Below are 16,253 nucleotides of genomic sequence, written 5' to 3' on the forward strand. Positions count from 1 at the left end.
GGTATCCATGGCAACGCTTGAAATCCACGACCTGCACGTCTCCGTCGAGGCCGAGAACGGCGCCCGCGAGATCCTCAAGGGCGTCGACCTCACCGTCAAGCAGGGTGAGACGCACGCCATCATGGGTCCGAACGGCTCCGGCAAGTCCACCCTGGCGTACTCGCTCGCCGGTCACCCGAAGTACACCATCACCGGTGGCACCGTGACCCTCGACGGCGAGGACGTCCTGGAGATGTCCGTCGACGAGCGTGCCCGCGCCGGCGTCTTCCTCGCGATGCAGTACCCGGTCGAGGTCCCCGGCGTCTCGGTCTCCAACTTCCTGCGCACCTCGGCCACCGCCATCCGCGGCGAGGCGCCGAAGCTGCGTACCTGGGTGAAGGAGGTCAAGTCCGCGATGGAGCAGCTCCACATGGACCCGGCCTTCGCCGAGCGCAACGTCAACGAGGGCTTCTCCGGCGGTGAGAAGAAGCGCCACGAGATCCTGCAGCTGGAGCTCCTGAAGCCGAAGATCGCGATCCTCGACGAGACCGACTCCGGCCTCGACGTCGACGCGCTGCGCATCGTCTCGGAGGGCGTCAACCGCGTCCGCGAGACCGGTGAGGTCGGCACCCTGCTGATCACCCACTACACGCGCATCCTGCGCTACATCAAGCCCGACTTCGTGCACGTGTTCGCGAACGGCCGTATCGCCGAGTCCGGTGGCGCCGAGCTCGCCGACCAGCTGGAGGCCGAGGGTTACGACAAGTACGTGAAGGGTGGCGCGACCGCGTGACACAGCTGCCTGGCCTCCTCGACATCGAGGCGATCCGCAAGGACTTCCCCCTGCTGGATCGTGTGGTCCACGACGGGAAGAAGATCGTTTACCTGGACAACGCGGCGACTTCGCAGAAGCCGCGCCAGGTGCTCGACGCGCTGAACGAGTACTACGAGCAGCACAACGCCAACGTCCACCGTGGCGTGCACGTGCTCGCAGAGGAGGCCACGGCGCTGTACGAGGGCGCTCGCGACAAGGTCGCCGCCTTCATCAACGCGCCGAGCCGCGACGAGGTGATCTTCACCAAGAACGCCTCGGAGTCGCTCAACCTGGTCGCGAACATGCTCGGCTGGGCCGACGAGCCCTACCGGGTCGACCGCGAGACCGAGATCGCCATCACGGAGATGGAGCACCACTCCAACATCGTGCCGTGGCAGCTACTCTCGCAGCGCACCGGCGCGAAGCTGAAGTGGTTCGGCCTCACCGACGACGGCCGGCTCGACCTGTCCAACATCGAAGAGGTCATCACGGAGAAGACGAAGATCGTCTCCTTCACGCTGGTCTCCAACATCATGGGCACGGTCAACCCGGTCGAGGCGATCGTCCGGCGCGCCCAGGACGTCGGCGCCCTGGTGCTGATCGACGCCTCCCAGGCCGCCCCGCACATGCCGCTGGACGTACAGGCGCTCGGCGCCGACTTCGTGGCCTTCACCGGCCACAAGATGTGCGGCCCGACCGGCATCGGCGTCCTCTGGGGCCGCCAGGAGCTCCTGGAGGACCTGCCCCCGTTCCTCGGCGGCGGCGAGATGATCGAGACCGTGTCGATGCACGCCTCGACCTACGCCCCGGCGCCCCACAAGTTCGAGGCCGGTACGCCCCCGATCGCCCAGGCCGTCGGCCTCGGCGCGGCCGTGGACTACCTGTCCGCGATCGGCATGGACAAGATCGCCGCGCACGAGCACGCGATCACCGAGTACGCGATCAAGCGCCTCGCCGAGGTGCCCGACCTGCGGATCATCGGCCCCACCACGGCCGAGGACCGCGGCGCCGCGATCTCCTTCGTCCTCGGCGACATCCACCCGCACGACGTCGGCCAGGTGCTGGACGAGCAGGGCATCGCGGTCCGCGTGGGACACCACTGCGCGCGCCCCGTCTGCCTGCGCTACGGAATTCCGGCGACGACGCGAGCGTCTTTCTATCTGTACTCCTCTCCGGCCGAGGTCGACGCGCTGATCGACGGGCTGGAGCACGTACGGAACTTCTTCGGGTGACGACGAGTCGACGACGACGAGGCTGACGAGGACGCTGTGAAGCTGGATTCGATGTACCAGGAACTGATCCTGGACCACTACAAGCACCCGCACGGGCGTGGCCTGCGCGACGGCGACGCCGAGGTGCACCACGTCAACCCGACGTGCGGCGACGAGATCACGCTGCGCGTGAAGTACGACGGCGAGACGCTCACCGACGTCTCGTACGAGGGCCAGGGCTGCTCCATCAGCCAGGCCAGCGCGTCCGTACTCAATGAGCTGCTGGTCGGCAAGGACCTGGCCGAGGCGCAGAAGATCCAGGCCGTGTTCCTGGAGATGATGCAGTCCAAGGGCAAGATCGAGCCGGACGAGGCCATGGAGGACGTGCTGGAGGACGCGGTCGCGTTCGTCGGGGTCTCCAAGTACCCGGCTCGCGTGAAGTGTGCTCTGCTGAGTTGGATGGCGTGGAAGGACGCGACCGCCCAGGCTCTGGGCGACGCGGAGAGGAAGACGGCATGACCGAGAACGCGACGCCCGAGGCGTCGATCAAGCCGGCCACCGAGGAAGAGGTCCGCGAGGCCCTCTACGACGTGGTCGACCCCGAGCTGGGCATCGACGTCGTCAATCTGGGCCTGATCTACGGCATCCACATCGACGACGCCAACATCGCCACCCTCGACATGACGCTGACCTCGGCGGCCTGCCCGCTGACGGACGTCATCGAGGACCAGGCGAAGTCGGCGACGGACGGCATCGTCAACGAACTCCGGATCAACTGGGTCTGGATGCCGCCGTGGGGCCCGGACAAGATCACGGACGACGGTCGTGAGCAGCTCCGCGCGCTCGGCTTCAACGTCTGATCACCGCCTGATCACCGCTTGCGGATGAGGGCCCCCGGCACGGTCGTGCCGGGGGCCCTCTCTGCTTTCCGGCTCCGGCCCGCGATTGTCTTCTTGATCCGGAAGGCTGTTCTCCGGGTGGACGGATGCCGTGCACCCGGAGTTGTCCACCGTCGCCGACTCTTCTCGACGGCCGTCACGACGTGGCGCCGCATACGAGAGGACCCTCCGTGACCGTTCGTTTCGCCGCCGGGACAGCCGGCGCCGCCGCCCTGCTGATCGTCGGGCTGACCGCGCCCGCCCAGGCCGTGACGTACGGGACGCCGACGATCGCCCTGTCCGCGTCCTACCTGTCCGGGGCCGTCGGGGCCGTCGGGGACCCGGTCGTGAACGTCACCGTCGGCCAGAGCGGGGCCGACGCCTCCGCCCTGACGGTCAGCGCCTCGGCGTCGAGCAAGGCCTCGGTCGCCGGGACCGGCGACGTCACCGTCACCGGCGCCGGGGCGGTGCGGCAGCTGGCCGTCGCCGCGCGCGGCCGCGGCTACACCAACCTCACCGTCAAGGTGGCCGGGCTGGGCGGCAAGACCGCCACCAAGACGCTGTACTACGCGGCTTCCGCGGCCGTGCAGAACCCGGCCGACGCGCGCTACCTGACCGGCTCCGCCGATGCCTCGGCCGCCGTGGATGTCGGCGGCGGGTACGCGGTGGTGGCGGACGACGAGTCCAACGTGCTGCGCCTGTACGACCGCTCCCGCTCGGGCGCGCCCGTGAAGACCTGGGACTTCAGCTCGCAGCTCGGGGTGAGCAAGGAGGTGGACATCGAGGGGGCGACCCGGATCGGCGACACCATCTACTGGACGGGCTCGCTCGGCAACAACAAGGACGGCGAGTACAAGGCGCCCCGGAACACGGTGTTCACCACCACGGTGAGCGGGTCCGGCACGGGCACGCAGCTGGCGTACGGGCGCTCGTACAAGAAGCTCCGTGACGACCTGGTGGCCTGGGACAAGGCGAACGGGAACAAGTACGGCTTCGCGGCGGGCACCGCGGACGGCGAGGCGCCCAAGCAGATCGACGGCTTCAACGTGGAGGGGCTGGAGTTCGCGCCCGGCTCCACGACCACCGCCTACCTGGGCTTCCGGGCCCCGCTGGCACCGGCCGTACCGGGCGGCAAGGCGCTGATCGTGCCCGTCACCAACTTCGACAAGGTCCTCGCCAACGGCTCCAAGGCCGTCTTCGGGGCGGGCATCGAGCTGGACCTCGGCGGGCTGGCCGTCCGGGACCTCCGCAAGAACGCCGCCGGGCAGTACCTGATCCTGGCCGGCTCCTGGGCCGCGGACGACAACTCCGACCCGTACGCGCTCTACCAGTGGGACGGCGTCGCCGGGCACGCCCCGGTCAAGCGGGCCGACCTGCCGACCACCGACCCCGGCGGCTGGGAGGCCATCGTGGACGTCCCGGACCTGACGGCCGCGGGCGCCCGGGTGCAGCTGGTCACCGACAGCGGGTCCGCGGACCTCTACGGCGACGGCACCGAGGCCAAGGACCTGACGCACGCCGAGTGGAAGAAGGCGCGGGCGGCCTGGTTCACGCTGAACCCGTGATCACGGGCTCCGCCGTGAAGGACCCGGAGAGGTGCTCACGGCGGAGCCGCCGGTCGGCATAGAGCAGGCCGGCGGTCAGCTGGGGGAAGGCCGGCAGCAGGGCCGGCGCGAGCAGCACCCCGAGCGCGCCGAACCAGTACTGGAGGGCGTACGCGGCCCCCAGCGCGAACGCGCCCGCCGGAGCGGTCACGCACAGGGTCCGCCACCAGGCGCCGCGCACCAGCCGGGCCGAGCGGCGCAGGGCCGCCACCGGGCCCAGCCCCTCGTACCCGGCGGCCGTGGGTGCCAGGGCGAAGAGCACGGCGAGCCACAGGGCGACCGGGGCCAGGGGCAGCAGCGCGAGCGGCGGCAGCCCGGCGGCGAAGGCGGCGGCCCCCGGTCCGGCGGCGGCGACCAGGGACAGCAGCCGGGCGCCGAGCACCGCGGGCGTCCGCGGCAGGGCGGCCCGCAGCAGCTCGCGCACGGCGACGCGGCGCCCGAGCACCGCCGGTCGCAGCAGGGCCGCGGCCAGGGCGCCGGACAGGGCCCAGCCGAACAGCAGGAACAGGGCGAAGGCCGGGACGAGGGCGTAGACGAAGGCCCGGCTGCCGGCGGTACGGGTCAGGGAGGCGAGGGTGGCCGCCCCGGCGACCGCGGCGACCAGCAGCAGCCCGCCGAGCTGGCCGAGGAGCAGGGCGCCGAGCAGCCGGGCGCCGTGGCGGCGCAGGGTGATGAGGGCGCCGCCGAGGATCTCCCCCGGTGTGAGGGGGCGCAGCGGTACCACGCCGGGCCGGGGAGAGCGCGGGGGCAGCCAGCCGCCGCCCTGATGGGTCCAATGCTGCGCCATGCGCGGGCCGCCCCTTCGTCTCCCGAGGAGGCGGACAGGGTAGCGCCGCGGGCCGCAGGAGTCCCGGGTCGTGCGGCGGGTCGTTCGTATGTACAGGTGTACGCATCGATGTGTACTGTTGTACACATGCCCTACGTACTGCTTGCCGCGGCCATCGCCGCCGAGGTCGCCGGAACCACCGCCATGAAGTACAGCGAAGGTTTCACCAGGCTGTGGCCCTCACTGGGCACCCTGCTGGGGTACGTCATCGCCTTCACCCTGCTCGCGCAGACGCTCAAGTCGATGTCGGTCGGTACGGCGTACGCGATATGGGCGGGCGTCGGCACCGCCGCCATCGCCGCCATCGGCATGGTGTTCATGGGGGAGGCGGCCACCGCCGCGAAGATCGCCGGCATCGTCCTGGTGATCGGCGGGGTGGTCCTGCTGAACCTCGGCGGAGCGCACTGATGCCCTCCGGTGTGCGGCGCTACGACCCGGACCGGCGGCAGCGGATCATCGACGCGGCGATCCGGGTGGTGGGGGCCAAGGGCATCGCGGGGCTGAGCCACCGCAGCGCGGCCGCGGAGGCCGACGTACCGCTCGGGTCGACGACGTACCACTTCAAGACCCTGGACGACCTGCTGGTCGCGGCGCTGCGCCAGGCCAACGAGAGCTTCGCGCGGGCGCTGGCGGACTCGGCGGCACTGGCCGACCCGGACGCGGACCTCGACCGGGCCCTGGCCCGGCTGCTGGGGGAGTTCCTGGCGGCGGACCGGAGCCGGGTCGAGCTGGAGTACGAGCTCTACCTCGCGGCCCTGCGCCGCCCGGCGCTGCGGCCGGTGGCGTCGGAGTGGTGCGAGGCCATGTCCGCCGCGCTCGCCGTCCGGACGGATCCGGTGACGGCGCGGGCGCTGGTGGCCGTCATGGACGGCATCGGCCTCCAGGTCCTGCTGACGGACGCCCCGTACGACGAGGCGTACGCCCGCGAGGTCCTGGGGCGAGTGCTCCGCGGGGCCCAGGCCGGTCCCGCGCGTGCCTGACCGTCAGGCGGCCCCGCGGACCGCTGTCAGCGCCGCGGCCACGCTCGCCTCGATGTCCCGGATCGGGTAGATCACCTCGCGGACCGTGCGGTCGCGGTCCACGACCAGGGTGAGCCGCTTGATCCGGGTCACGCCCGCCGCGCGGAACGTCGGCAGCCGCAGCGCCGCCGTCAGCGCCAGGTCCGCGTCCGAGAGGAGCGGGAACCGCAGCCGCTCGTGCTCCGCGAACTCCCGCTGCTCGTCCGGGCGCTGGGACGACACCCCGTGCACGGTGGCGCCGGCCGCGGTGAACTCCGCGAGCTGGTCGCGGTACGTGCACGACTCGAACGTGCAGCCCTTGGCGCCGGGGATGCCGGCCCAGCCGGGCGGGTAGGCCTCGGCGCGCGCGTACGCGCCCGGGAAGCAGTACAGGACCGTGAACGGGGTGTCGGCCACCGGGTCGCTCAGCCCGCCGAAACGGTCCGGCAGCAGCAGCTCCGGCACCCGCGTGCCGCGCAGCCCGTGCACCCGTTCCGCCTCCCGCGAGGCCTCGTCGGTCGTCGCCGTCATCTCTCCCTCTCCCAGGACCCAGGTGTCTCCCCAGTCCTGGAGGGCCACCAGGACCGGCAGCAGCCCCCGCCCGCGCGGGGTCAGCCGGTACTCGTACCGCACCGGACGTTCCTGGTACGGCTCGCGCGTCAGCACCCCGGCCTCGACGAGCATCTTCAGCCGCTCCGTCAGCACTTTGCGGGACATCCCCAGCTCGCGCTGGAGCTCGTCGAAGCGGTGCACGCCGCGCGCGGTGTCCCGCACGATCAGCAGCGTCCACCAGTCGCCCACCACGTCGAGGGCCTGGGCGATGGCGCAGTCCGCGTCGCCGAGGTGTGTGCGCTGGGCCATGGGAGCTCCTTTGTCCGTTGACCCGAGGTTGTCATGCTGACATAGTCAGTTCCCAAAAGGAACTAACTCCGGGGGCGGGACGTGCTGCAAGGGTTCAAAGAGGTGCCGAGAGCGGTCTGGATGCTCTCACCGGGCGTGTTCGTCAACGCCGTGTCCAGCTTCACCTTCGTCTTCGTCTTCGTGTACCTGACCGGCCCGCGCGGCCTCTCCGTCACCGAGGCCGGCCTGGTCACCGGAGTCGGCGGCATCGGCCTGATCGCGGGCAACTTCACCGGCGGCGGGTACGGAGACCGCTACGGCCACCGCCGCGTCCTGCTCATCGCCTCGTTCCTCGCCGGCGGCGGCCTCGTCCTCCTGCCGACGCTGCCCACGGGCGCGCTGCTCGCCGTCCTGCCGCTGGCCCAGTACGCCCTCGGGGCGATCCGCTCCGCCAACGCGGCGCTCGTCGCCGTGATCGTCCCGGAGGGGGCGCGCCGCCAGGCCTTCGCCGTCGTCCGCTGCGTCTCCAACGGCGGCTTCACCCTCGGCCCGCCGCTGGGCGCACTGATCGCGACAGGCCTCTCGTACGACTGGCTTTTCGTCGCCGACGGCATCGGCACCCTCTTTTTCGCGCTGTGGACCGCCCGGGTCGTCCCGGCGCGCAGCGCGGACCGTACCCCCGCCGCGGCCCCGGACGGGGGTCTGGGCCGCGGCGCATGGGGGGAGCTCCGGGCCAGGCCCGGGGTCCTCGTCCTGCTGGGCGCGATCCTGGTGGTCGACGTCATCTACCGCCAGCAGTACTCGACCTTCCCCGTCTACCTCGCCGACCACGGCCTCGACACCGGCGCCTACGGGCTGATCATCGCCCTCAACGGCGCCGTCATCCTCGTCCTGGAACTGCCGGCCGCCGTCGCCCTGCGCGCCCGCCCGCCGCTGCGCGTCGTCGGCACCGGGCTCCTGCTCGTGGGCGCCGGATACGGGGCGCTGCTGCTCGGGACCGGGATCGCGGCGGCCGTCGCCATGATGGTGCTGCTGAGCCTCGGCGAGATCCTCTACAAGACCCCCGCCACGGCCTACGTCGCCGACCAGGCGCCCCCGCACGCCATCGGGTTCTACCAGAGCCTGTACGCCGGGGTCTCGGCCAGCGGCGTCGTCCTCGGCCCGCCGCTGGGCGGAGCCCTGTACTCCGCGGCGCCCGGACTGCTGTGGCCGCTGTGTGCGGTGCTGGCGGCGGGGGCCGGCGGGGCGGTCCTGTGGGCCCACGCCAGGCAGCGGCGACACGAGCGGCGACACGAGGCGCGACCGGCACATGAGACCGGTTCGCGACCTCAGGCCGTCGCCGGTTAGGTTTCGGGCATGACTGCTACGCGTACCACCGGCGCCGTCGCCGCCGGACTTGCCACCCTCACCGCCGACGGCACCGTCCTCGACACCTGGTTCCCCGCCCCCGAGCTGATCGCCGAGCCCGGCCCGGCCGGCACCGAGCGCCTCACCGCCGAGCAGGCCGTGGAGCTCCTCGGCGCCGCCGCGGCCAAGGCGATCCGCACGGACGCGGTCCGCGGCGTCGAGGTCGTAGCCGTCCGTACGGTGATCGCCTCCCTGGAGGACAAGCCGCTGGACGCGCACGACGCGTACCTGCGCCTGCACCTGCTCAGCCACCGCCTGGTCAAGCCGCACGGCCAGAACCTCGACGGTGTCTTCGGCCTGCTGGCGAACGTCGCCTGGACCTCGCTGGGCCCGGTCGCGATCGACCAGGTCGAGACCGTCCGCCTCAACGCGCGCGCCGAGGGCCTGCACCTCCAGGTGACCTCGATCGACAAGTTCCCGCGGATGACCGACTACGTCGCCCCCAAGGGCGTGCGCATCGCCGACGCGGACCGCGTCCGCCTCGGCGCGCACCTCGCCGAGGGCACCACCGTCATGCACGAGGGCTTCGTCAACTTCAACGCGGGCACCCTCGGCACCTCCATGGTCGAGGGCCGCATCTCCGCGGGCGTCGTGGTCGGCGACGGCTCCGACATCGGCGGCGGCGCCTCCACCATGGGCACCCTCTCGGGCGGCGGCAAGCAGATCATCTCGATCGGCGAGCGCACCCTGATCGGCGCCGAGGCCGGCGTCGGCATCGCGCTGGGCGACGAGTGCGTCGTCGAAGCCGGCCTGTACGTGACCGCGGGCACCCGCGTCACCCTGCCGGACGGCCAGATCGTCAAGGCCCTGGAGCTCTCCGGCGCCAGCAACATCCTCTTCCGCCGCAACTCGGTCACCGGCGCCGTCGAGGCCCGCCCGTACAAGGCGGCCTGGGGCGGCCTGAACGAGGTCCTGCACAGCCACAACTGACGCACCACCGCAGCACCCACCTGCGACTGAGCGCCCTTCCGTGGAACGGGAGGGCGCTCGGCGTTGCGTGCGGACGAGTCCGGCGTCAGTGCAGGGGGATCGTGCGGATCAGGCCGGCGAAGGCCTGCTGTTCCGCCTCGGTCAGCTCCACCGACTCCATCGGGTGCCCGACGGAGCCGCGCTGGGCCGGGATCATCGGCAGACCCTGCGGAGCGGCGGGCTCCGGGTGGTGGATCCGGCTGTCCCACAGCATGTGGCCGAGGCCGATGACCCAGACGATCGCGGCCACGAGCAGCACCGCGAGGCCGATTTCCTGGGCGAGGGAGATGGAGGGGAACACGCGGATCCTCCAGGGAGGCGGGCGACAAGCCGGACAAGATCGGGCGTGCAGATACTCAACACCACAACCGGTGGATTCGGTAGGGATGTGTCGAGCGTCACGCCAGGGCCGAAAGTCCCCATCTTGCCCGGGAAGGGCCCGTTACGGCTTCAGCTGCAGTTTGAAGCCCTCGTGGCTGCGGGCGAAGCCCAGCCGCTCGTAGAAGCGGTGGGCCGCGGTGCGCCGCTTGCTGCTCGTCAGCTGGACCAGGCCGCAGCCGCGCTCGCGGGCCCGCTCGACGGCCAGGCGCATCAGTTCCGCGCCGAGTCCCGCGCCCCGCCGGTCCGCGCGGACCCGTACGGCCTCCACCACGGCCCGCTCCTGGCCGTTCTGGCCCAGGCCCGGTATGTACGTCAGCTGGAGGCATCCGAGGACGACCTCGTCGACCTCGTCGGCCTCGGCCGTCTCGTCTGCCGCGTCCGTCCCGTCCGTGAGGACCAGCATCTCGTTGCGGGCGTCCGCCTCGATGGCGGCGAAGGCCCGCTCGTGCGCCTCGCCGACCACGATCGAGGCCGGGTCGAGGACCTGGTCCTCGTCGGCGAGCAGGGCGAGCACGGCGGGCAGGTCCCGGCGCGTGGCGTTGCGGAAGGTCATGGCCGGATTGTGGCAGGGGGCCCGGCCGTGACGGCGGCCGGACCCCCTGCGGCTCGTGGGAGCGGGGGGTTACGGACGGAAGCGCAGTACCTGCGGGTCGTGGTCGCTGTTCTGGGCCGCGAACTCCGCGTTGATGTGCACGCTGTCGTACGTGAACTTCTTGATCGCCGGGCTGGTCAGGATCTGGTCCAGCACCTGCGCGTTGCCCTGGTAGACGTACGAGTAGCGTTCCGCCTTCGGCAGCGACTTGATCGCCGGGTACAGCGCCCCGCCGTCCGCGAGCGCGTCCGTGGTCGCCGAGAACTCGAAGTCGTTGATGTCACCGAGGACCAGGACGTTGGCGTTCTTGTCCTCCGCCAGGATCTGCTTGACGAAGCCGTTCACGGCCTGCGCCTGGAGCAGCCGCTTGGCCTCCGAGGAACGGACCGGCGGCTGGTGGTGCGAGGTCAGGCCCTCGTCGCCGCCCTTGGAGCCGAAGTGGTTGGCGATCACGAAGACGGTCTTGCCGCGGAAGACGAACTCGCCCGCGAGCGGCTTGCGGCTGTCCGCCCACGCCGGGTTCGCGGGGTCGATGCGGCCGGGGGAGTGGGTCAGGGCGGCCTTGCCGTTCTCCTTGACCACGCCGGTCGCCGTCACCGCGTCGCCCGGGGCGCGCTCGGTGAAGGAGACGCGCGCCGGGTTGAAGAGGAAGACCTGGCGGATGTTGCCGCCGGGCTCGCCGCCGTCCTTCTTGTCCTCGGGGTTGACGGTCCGCCACTGGTAGGCCGGGCCGCCCGCTGCCGCGATCGCCGCGGTGAACTTCGTCAGCGTCTGCTCGGCGGAGACGGTGCCGTCGTTCTTGGCGCCGTTGTCGTCCTGGATCTCCTCCAGGGCGAGGATGTCGGGGGAGGCGAGGTTCTCGACGACCGCCTTCGCCAGCGCGTCGAACTTCTCCTGCGGGTCGGTCGGGTCGAGGTTCTCCACGTTGTACGTGGCCACCGCGAGCTCCTGCTCGACCTGCGGCTTGGTCTTCTCGGGGGCGAGGGTGCCCGCCTTGACCGTGCCCAGGGTGCGGGCCACCAGCGTGTAGCCGCCGAACTGGTTGAAGTCCAGCGGGCCCTCGGTGGTGCCGGTCAGCTTGTCGCCGACGTTGGCCACCGGGAAGGGCTGCTGCGCGAGGGGCGCGAGCTGCTGGATCTGGAGGCGGCCGGTGTTCTGGGACTCGTAGGAGCCGTAGATCGTGCCACCGCGCTTGGCGGTGTTCTCCCAGCCCTTCACCGTGACCCACAGCTCCGAGTACGGGTCGGTGGCGCCGACCACGCGGGAGGTGCCGATCTTGACGTTCATGCCCTCCAGCGACTCGTAGTAGTCCAGGGCGTAGCGCGCGGGCTCCAGGGTCAGGCCGTTGATGCTGCCGGCGGCGGCCGGGTCGCCCGCGGGGGCGTACTCGGCGGGCACCGAGTACTCGTTGATCGCGGTGGCCTCGGGCAGCGCGTTGCCGGAGGAGACCACGGTCACCGTCGGCTTGGAGATCTGGGTCACCGACTGGTTGCCAGAGGTCAGACCGCCGGGAACGTACTCGCCGACGGTGCCGGAGACCTTCACCGCGTCGCCCACGGCGACGGTCGGAACGGAGCTGGTGAAGACGAACACGCCCTCGCTGGTGGCGTCGTTGTCGTCGGCGTCCGGGTCCTGGATCCAGAAGCCGCGCGAGCCGTACGTCCGCACGCCCGTCACGATGCCCTCGACGTCGGCGACCTGCTTGCCGTTCAGCGGGGATATCCGGGTGGTGCCCTGGATGTCGTGGATGCGTATCGGATCGGCGGACACGGCGCCTTCGGCCGCGTCGGCGGAGCCCGCGAGCAGGCCGGTGGCCAGCGCGGTGGCGACGAGGGCCGCGACGGCGGCGGAACGGGGATGCGAGGAGCGCATGGTCAGTGACTCCGGTGTGGGAGAGGGAAAGGAGGGGCGCGGCAGCGGGGTCGCAGTCAGATCTGCGGGAGACGTGCCGCTCCCGATACATCTACGCGCGTCAATTTCCTGTGTGGCCAGCAAAGTTGTCAAGCCCTCCAGGGAATACGACAGCTGACTGTGGGATGAACCAAAGGTGATGGCCCGCCGGATGGTCCCGAAATGCGTCTACGCTGGGGCGCCGAACGACGGCCACCACTGTCATCTGCGCCACATCTGCCCCGCGCCGACCTGCCTGCCATGTCGGCCATGTCGCCGATGTCCGCGCGCACATGACGGACCAACCGGTCGTTACGACCCGACCGCCCGGCTGCGCGCCCGGCCCCACCGCGTCCGCGAGGAGAACAGCACCATGTCCGCAGAGTCGCACCCCACGCTGCCGCCGGTACGGCTGCACTCCGACGCGGAACTGGCGCGCGACGCCCTCGTCGCCCCGCTGTTCGCGCGCGCCGTACGCCTCGCCCGCTGGGCCGGACCCGGAACCCGCGTCGACATCGGCGGCGAACTCGTCGCGGAGCAGCTGCCCGAGGCCGTCGCGGCGCTCGGCCTCGACGCCGCCGACGAGGACTCCGCCGGGTACGCGGGGCAGGCCTGGCGGGTGGCCGTGGACACCGGCCTGGTCGACGTGACGGAGCCGGAGGAGGACGTGGAGGAGGAAGCGGGGCAGGGCGCCGGGCAGGGCGGGGGCCAGGGTGGCGGTGAGGGCATCCGCGAGGGAGCCGCGGAGGGCGGCGAGGAGCGGTTCGGCACGGCCGCGCCCGGCGAGGACCTGGCGCTGGTGACGAGCGGCGCCCCCGGCGACGTGCTCGACCTCTGGCTGGCGGCCCTGGACACCGTGCTCGCCGACGCGGCGGTGCCCGACCTGGACGGCCTCGTCGACGCGCTGGACGCGGGCGGCGAGATCGACTTCGACCAGCTGGACTGGAACCCGGGCCGCGAGGCGGACTTCCTCGACGGGGTCCTCGCCAACCTCTACCTGCTCACCGTCACCGAGGGCGGGGCGGCGGACCGGCCGGTTCCGCTGCCGGTCCTCGCCGCGTCGATGGTGGTGCCCGACGGCATGGGCGAGCCCACCGACGCCGTGCTGGAGCAGGTCTCGGACGCGATGATGCGCCTCGACGACCAGTTCAGGCAGCTGGCGCCGATCGGGCTGGTGGAGTTCCGGCCCGTCGACGAGGAGCTGATGGCGGAGGCCGAGGGCCCCCTGGAAGCGGAGACCGCGAGCGCCGCGGACGACGAGGACGTCTCCCGCTACGGCATGGTCCGCCTCACCCCGCTCGGCCTGTACGGGATCCGGGCCCGGATGCTGGAGGCCGGGGTCGAGGCCCCCGCCGTCGGCGAACTGGCCGACAAGGGCGCCGACGCACTGCTCGACGCGGTCTCCTTCTACCCCGAGAGCGCCGCCCAGGCCGAGATCGAACAGTGGCTGGCCGGCCGCGAACTGCCCGCCGCGGTCGCCGAACTGCTCGCCGCCGCGCGCGGGGACGACGAGGGCGGCCCGCTGCGCCGGCTCCGCTGCCAGCAGGCCCTGGCGCCGGCCGGGCCCGAGGCCGAGCCGGCGGTCCGGGCGGTGCTGGACGACGCGGAGCTCGGCGGGCTCGCCCGGGTCTGGCTGGCGGAGCGCGGGGTGGTCGACGTACCGGCGCCGGATCCGGAGATGGTGTTCTGGCTGACGGTCGACACGATCGCGGCGCAGCTGGCCGCCGACGGGGAGACGGAGGAGCTGCCGCTCCTGATGGAGACCCTGACCGCTCATCACGCGGGCTTCTTCGAGCAGGTGTGGCGGGTGGAGCACCCGGCGACGGCGTACGTCCTGGAGGCGATGGGCCGGCTGCACCCGGACAAGAAGGCGGCGAAGGAGGCCCGCAAGGCCGCGTTCAAGGCGCGCTCCCGCCGCCCCTGAGCCGGGCGGCCGGCGGAGTGGCCGGGGGTGGCGACAATGCGCCGTTCCTGGGGCCGGAGTTGGCCATTCCGGCCACCGGCAAGGGGACTGATCCTCTTCGTGGGTAGTTCAGCCGCCGTTCACGTGCGGGCGAGAGCGTGTGCGCCGACGACCGCACGACAGGCGCACCACCTCCCCACCCCAGGAGACCCGATGCCGCTCAGCCGTAGAGACTTCACCGCCCGTACCGTCATCGCCGGCGCGGGCGTGGCGCTCACCGGGACGGTCGGCGCACTCGCCACCGCCCCGGGAGCGCTGGCGGCCGACGACAGCACCCACCGCGACGAGCACGGGCGGCCCTGCGAGCCCGGCTACGGCCCGCTCGTCCCCGACCCGGCCGGGATCCTCGCCCTCCCCGCCGGGTTCAAGTACCGCGTGATCACGCACAGCGGGGTCACCACGCTGGACTCGGGCGAGAGCACCCCGTCCAACCACGACGGCACCGCCGCCTTCGAGGGCCACCGGGGAGTCACCCTCCTCGTCAACAACCACGAGCTCAAGGGCCCCCGTTCGGGCTGGACGCACCCCGTCCCGCTCACCGAGGGCCTGGTCTACGACCCGGCCGCGGCCGGCGGCTGCACGGTCGTCGAGGTCCGGCGCGGCGGCGAGGTCGCCGAATGGGTGGGCATCGCCGGTACGTCCACCAACTGCGCGGGCGGCTCCACCCCCTGGGACACCTGGCTGACCTGCGAGGAGAACTCGGACCTCGCCGGCAAGAACGGCATGACCAAGGACCACGGCTACGTCTTCGAGGTCGACCCGCACGACCGCCGCGCCAACCGCGACCCGCGCCCGATCAAGGCGTTCGGGCGATACGACCACGAGGCCGTGGTCATCGATCCGCGCCAGGGCCACGCCTACCTGACCGAGGACGCCTCCGGCCCCAATGGGCTGCTCTACCGCTGGACCCCGCCCCGCGGCTTCCACCACGGGCGCGGCAGGCTCCGTACGCTCGCGGCCGACGCCGGCGTGCTCCAGGCCGCCAAGTGCATCGACAGCTCGGGCCGGTTCGTCGACGACTTCTCGCGCGCGACGAGGATCGGCACCGTCTACGGGGTCGACTGGGTGGACGTCACGGACCGCGACGCCCGCACCGTGCCGGTGCGCAAGCAGTTCGCGGACGGGGTGGTGACGCGCGGGCGCAAGCTGGAGGGCATGTGGTGGGCCGACGGAGGCGCGTACTTCGTCTCCTCCTACGCCCGTGAGGAGAGCCCGGGCGCGGCGCACGACGGCCAGGTGTGGTTCTACGACCCGAAGCGGCGCACGGTCCGGCTGACCGTCCTGATCGGCGTCAACGCGGATCCGGCGGCGGACGGCGGCTACGACGGCCCGGACAACATCACCGTGTCTCCGTACGGCGGCCTGGTCATCGCGGAGGACGGCTCGGGGCTCCAGCACCTGTTCGGCGCGACCGAGTCGGGCCGCACCTACCCGCTGGCGCGCAACGAGCTGAACGCCGGGTCGGCGGAGGAGCCGGAGTACTCCGAGTTCACCGGGGTCTGCTTCTCCCCGGACGGGCGCACGCTGTTCGCCAACATCCAGACCCCGGGGATCATGCTGGCCATCACCGGGCCGTGGCGGCGCGGCCACTGACGCGGACGGCACGCGGCGTGCCCGAGCGTGCGGGGTGCGGACGGGCACGGGCGCGCGGACGGGTGCGGGCGGCCGGCCGCCCGCACCTCACGGGCCTGCGGAAACCTCCGCACGCGAGGCCTCGGCCCACTCGGAGAGCAGGAACTCGTACGCCTCCGAGGGCCACTCGCCGTCCACCCGGGTTTCCACGAGGTGCCGTATCGCCTCGTTCGCCTCGGCGGCGGACGGGCGGGCGGGACCCGCGGGTGTGAGTGTCTGGTGCATGGTTTCAAGGCTACGGGCGGACACTGACAGCCACTTACGGATTA

Annotated in this window: 17 protein-coding genes; 11 read left to right on the top strand and 6 right to left on the bottom strand. The window is 72.0% G+C overall.

The genetic code is table 11. The features are described 5' to 3' along the window. Positions 1–7 precede the first annotated feature (7 nt). The 5 genes from sufC to ACFYZ4_RS08745 all read left to right on the top strand — a co-directional run bounded on the left by sufC (position 8) and on the right by ACFYZ4_RS08745 (position 4,447). Positions 8–772, top strand: a complete 765-nt coding sequence (sufC, locus tag ACFYZ4_RS08725; protein ID WP_351291360.1) for a Fe-S cluster assembly ATPase SufC — start codon at positions 8–10, stop codon at positions 770–772. Then, on the top strand, positions 769–2,025 hold the full coding sequence (locus tag ACFYZ4_RS08730; RefSeq protein ID WP_189973804.1) for a cysteine desulfurase: 1,257 nt from the start codon (positions 769–771) through the stop codon (positions 2,023–2,025). The genes sufC and ACFYZ4_RS08730 overlap by 4 nt, the downstream gene beginning before the upstream one ends. A 36-nt stretch (positions 2,026–2,061) precedes the next feature. Continuing rightward, positions 2,062–2,523 (top strand): Fe-S cluster assembly sulfur transfer protein SufU, encoded by a 462-nt coding sequence (gene sufU / locus ACFYZ4_RS08735; RefSeq protein WP_351291359.1) that lies wholly within the window; start codon positions 2,062–2,064, stop codon positions 2,521–2,523. Continuing rightward, positions 2,520–2,864: a metal-sulfur cluster assembly factor gene (locus ACFYZ4_RS08740; protein WP_030388904.1), complete on the top strand. Its 345-nt coding sequence runs from the start codon at positions 2,520–2,522 to the stop codon at positions 2,862–2,864. Before sufU ends, ACFYZ4_RS08740 begins: the two co-directional genes overlap by 4 nt. A gap of 251 nt (positions 2,865–3,115) precedes the next feature. After that, the gene (locus ACFYZ4_RS08745; protein WP_351291405.1) at positions 3,116–4,447 is read left to right on the top strand and encodes a hypothetical protein; all 1,332 of its coding nucleotides are present in this window, start codon (positions 3,116–3,118) and stop codon (positions 4,445–4,447) included. Here ACFYZ4_RS08745 and ACFYZ4_RS08750 read toward each other — a convergent pair. Continuing rightward, on the bottom strand, positions 4,431–5,273 hold the full coding sequence (locus ACFYZ4_RS08750) for a hypothetical protein (RefSeq protein WP_351291358.1): 843 nt from the start codon (positions 5,271–5,273) through the stop codon (positions 4,431–4,433). The two genes, ACFYZ4_RS08745 and ACFYZ4_RS08750, sit on opposite strands and share 17 nt — an antisense overlap. A gap of 126 nt (positions 5,274–5,399) precedes the next feature. On the opposite strand from ACFYZ4_RS08750, the gene ACFYZ4_RS08755 reads away from it, so the two are divergent. Together ACFYZ4_RS08755 and ACFYZ4_RS08760 are read left to right on the top strand one after the other, a co-directional pair. Continuing rightward, a complete protein-coding gene (locus ACFYZ4_RS08755) occupies positions 5,400–5,720 on the top strand; it encodes a multidrug efflux SMR transporter (RefSeq protein ID WP_351291357.1) in 321 nt (106 codons plus the stop codon). After that, the gene (locus ACFYZ4_RS08760; RefSeq protein ID WP_351291356.1) at positions 5,720–6,292 is read left to right on the top strand and encodes a TetR family transcriptional regulator; all 573 of its coding nucleotides are present in this window, start codon (positions 5,720–5,722) and stop codon (positions 6,290–6,292) included. The genes ACFYZ4_RS08755 and ACFYZ4_RS08760 overlap by 1 nt, the downstream gene beginning before the upstream one ends. Positions 6,293–6,295: 3 nt before the next feature. Here ACFYZ4_RS08760 and ACFYZ4_RS08765 read toward each other — a convergent pair whose 3' ends face one another. Then, positions 6,296–7,171, bottom strand: coding sequence for a winged helix-turn-helix transcriptional regulator (locus ACFYZ4_RS08765; RefSeq protein ID WP_351291354.1), 876 nt, complete (start codon positions 7,169–7,171; stop codon positions 6,296–6,298). Between the two features lie 120 nt (positions 7,172–7,291). On the opposite strand from ACFYZ4_RS08765, the gene ACFYZ4_RS08770 reads away from it, so the two are divergent. Both ACFYZ4_RS08770 and dapD read left to right on the top strand, forming a co-directional pair. Further along, positions 7,292–8,497 carry an MFS transporter gene (locus ACFYZ4_RS08770; RefSeq protein ID WP_390783443.1) on the top strand — a complete coding sequence of 402 codons (1,206 nt, stop codon included), beginning with the start codon at positions 7,292–7,294 and terminating at the stop codon, positions 8,495–8,497. 9 nt (positions 8,498–8,506) lie between these two features. Then, positions 8,507–9,487: a 2,3,4,5-tetrahydropyridine-2,6-dicarboxylate N-succinyltransferase gene (dapD, locus tag ACFYZ4_RS08775; RefSeq protein WP_351291352.1), complete on the top strand. Its 981-nt coding sequence runs from the start codon at positions 8,507–8,509 to the stop codon at positions 9,485–9,487. Between the two features lie 85 nt (positions 9,488–9,572). Here dapD and ACFYZ4_RS08780 read toward each other — a convergent pair whose 3' ends face one another. From ACFYZ4_RS08780 to ACFYZ4_RS08790, 3 genes are all read right to left on the bottom strand, one after another. After that, positions 9,573–9,827, bottom strand: coding sequence for a hypothetical protein (locus ACFYZ4_RS08780; protein ID WP_390783405.1), 255 nt, complete (start codon positions 9,825–9,827; stop codon positions 9,573–9,575). A 141-nt stretch (positions 9,828–9,968) separates the two neighbouring features. Next, positions 9,969–10,460 carry a GNAT family N-acetyltransferase gene (locus ACFYZ4_RS08785; RefSeq protein ID WP_390783406.1) on the bottom strand — a complete coding sequence of 164 codons (492 nt, stop codon included), beginning with the start codon at positions 10,458–10,460 and terminating at the stop codon, positions 9,969–9,971. 69 nt (positions 10,461–10,529) lie between these two features. Beyond that, positions 10,530–12,371: an endonuclease/exonuclease/phosphatase family protein gene (locus tag ACFYZ4_RS08790; protein ID WP_390783407.1), complete on the bottom strand. Its 1,842-nt coding sequence runs from the start codon at positions 12,369–12,371 to the stop codon at positions 10,530–10,532. A gap of 391 nt (positions 12,372–12,762) precedes the next feature. On the opposite strand from ACFYZ4_RS08790, the gene ACFYZ4_RS08795 reads away from it, so the two are divergent. Both ACFYZ4_RS08795 and ACFYZ4_RS08800 read left to right on the top strand, forming a co-directional pair. Then, complete coding sequence (locus ACFYZ4_RS08795; protein WP_351291344.1) at positions 12,763–14,313, top strand: hypothetical protein; 1,551 nt, start codon at positions 12,763–12,765, stop codon at positions 14,311–14,313. Positions 14,314–14,505: 192 nt separating this feature from the next. After that, positions 14,506–15,945 (top strand): alkaline phosphatase PhoX, encoded by a 1,440-nt coding sequence (locus tag ACFYZ4_RS08800; RefSeq protein ID WP_384341273.1) that lies wholly within the window; start codon positions 14,506–14,508, stop codon positions 15,943–15,945. Positions 15,946–16,032: 87 nt separating this feature from the next. Here the strand turns inward: ACFYZ4_RS08800 and ACFYZ4_RS08805 are convergent, their stop codons facing one another. Beyond that, positions 16,033–16,209: a hypothetical protein gene (locus ACFYZ4_RS08805; RefSeq protein WP_351291340.1), complete on the bottom strand. Its 177-nt coding sequence runs from the start codon at positions 16,207–16,209 to the stop codon at positions 16,033–16,035. Positions 16,210–16,253: the final 44 nt, after the last annotated feature.

Origin of the sequence: Streptomyces sp. NPDC001513 (genome assembly GCF_042894695.1) — a bacterium.
Lineage (GTDB): Bacteria > Actinomycetota > Actinomycetes > Streptomycetales > Streptomycetaceae > Streptomyces.

Excerpts from the sequence above, each read along its gene's own strand:
- ACFYZ4_RS08805 (WP_351291340.1), bottom strand. The coding sequence starts at position 16,209 with ATGCACCAGACACTCACACCCGCGGGTCCCGCCCGCCCGTCCGCCGCC.
- ACFYZ4_RS08795 (WP_351291344.1), top strand. The coding sequence starts at position 12,763 with ATGTCCGCAGAGTCGCACCCCACGCTGCCGCCGGTACGGCTGCACTCC.
- ACFYZ4_RS08765 (WP_351291354.1), bottom strand. The coding sequence starts at position 7,171 with ATGGCCCAGCGCACACACCTCGGCGACGCGGACTGCGCCATCGCCCAG.
- ACFYZ4_RS08740 (WP_030388904.1), top strand. The coding sequence starts at position 2,520 with ATGACCGAGAACGCGACGCCCGAGGCGTCGATCAAGCCGGCCACCGAG.
- dapD (WP_351291352.1), top strand. The coding sequence starts at position 8,507 with ATGACTGCTACGCGTACCACCGGCGCCGTCGCCGCCGGACTTGCCACC.
- ACFYZ4_RS08790 (WP_390783407.1), bottom strand. The coding sequence starts at position 12,371 with ATGCGCTCCTCGCATCCCCGTTCCGCCGCCGTCGCGGCCCTCGTCGCC.
- ACFYZ4_RS08785 (WP_390783406.1), bottom strand. The coding sequence starts at position 10,460 with ATGACCTTCCGCAACGCCACGCGCCGGGACCTGCCCGCCGTGCTCGCC.
- ACFYZ4_RS08750 (WP_351291358.1), bottom strand. The coding sequence starts at position 5,273 with ATGGCGCAGCATTGGACCCATCAGGGCGGCGGCTGGCTGCCCCCGCGC.
- ACFYZ4_RS08760 (WP_351291356.1), top strand. The coding sequence starts at position 5,720 with ATGCCCTCCGGTGTGCGGCGCTACGACCCGGACCGGCGGCAGCGGATC.
- ACFYZ4_RS08755 (WP_351291357.1), top strand. The coding sequence starts at position 5,400 with ATGCCCTACGTACTGCTTGCCGCGGCCATCGCCGCCGAGGTCGCCGGA.
- ACFYZ4_RS08800 (WP_384341273.1), top strand. The coding sequence starts at position 14,506 with ATGCCGCTCAGCCGTAGAGACTTCACCGCCCGTACCGTCATCGCCGGC.
- ACFYZ4_RS08770 (WP_390783443.1), top strand. The coding sequence starts at position 7,292 with ATGCTCTCACCGGGCGTGTTCGTCAACGCCGTGTCCAGCTTCACCTTC.
- sufC (WP_351291360.1), top strand. The coding sequence starts at position 8 with ATGGCAACGCTTGAAATCCACGACCTGCACGTCTCCGTCGAGGCCGAG.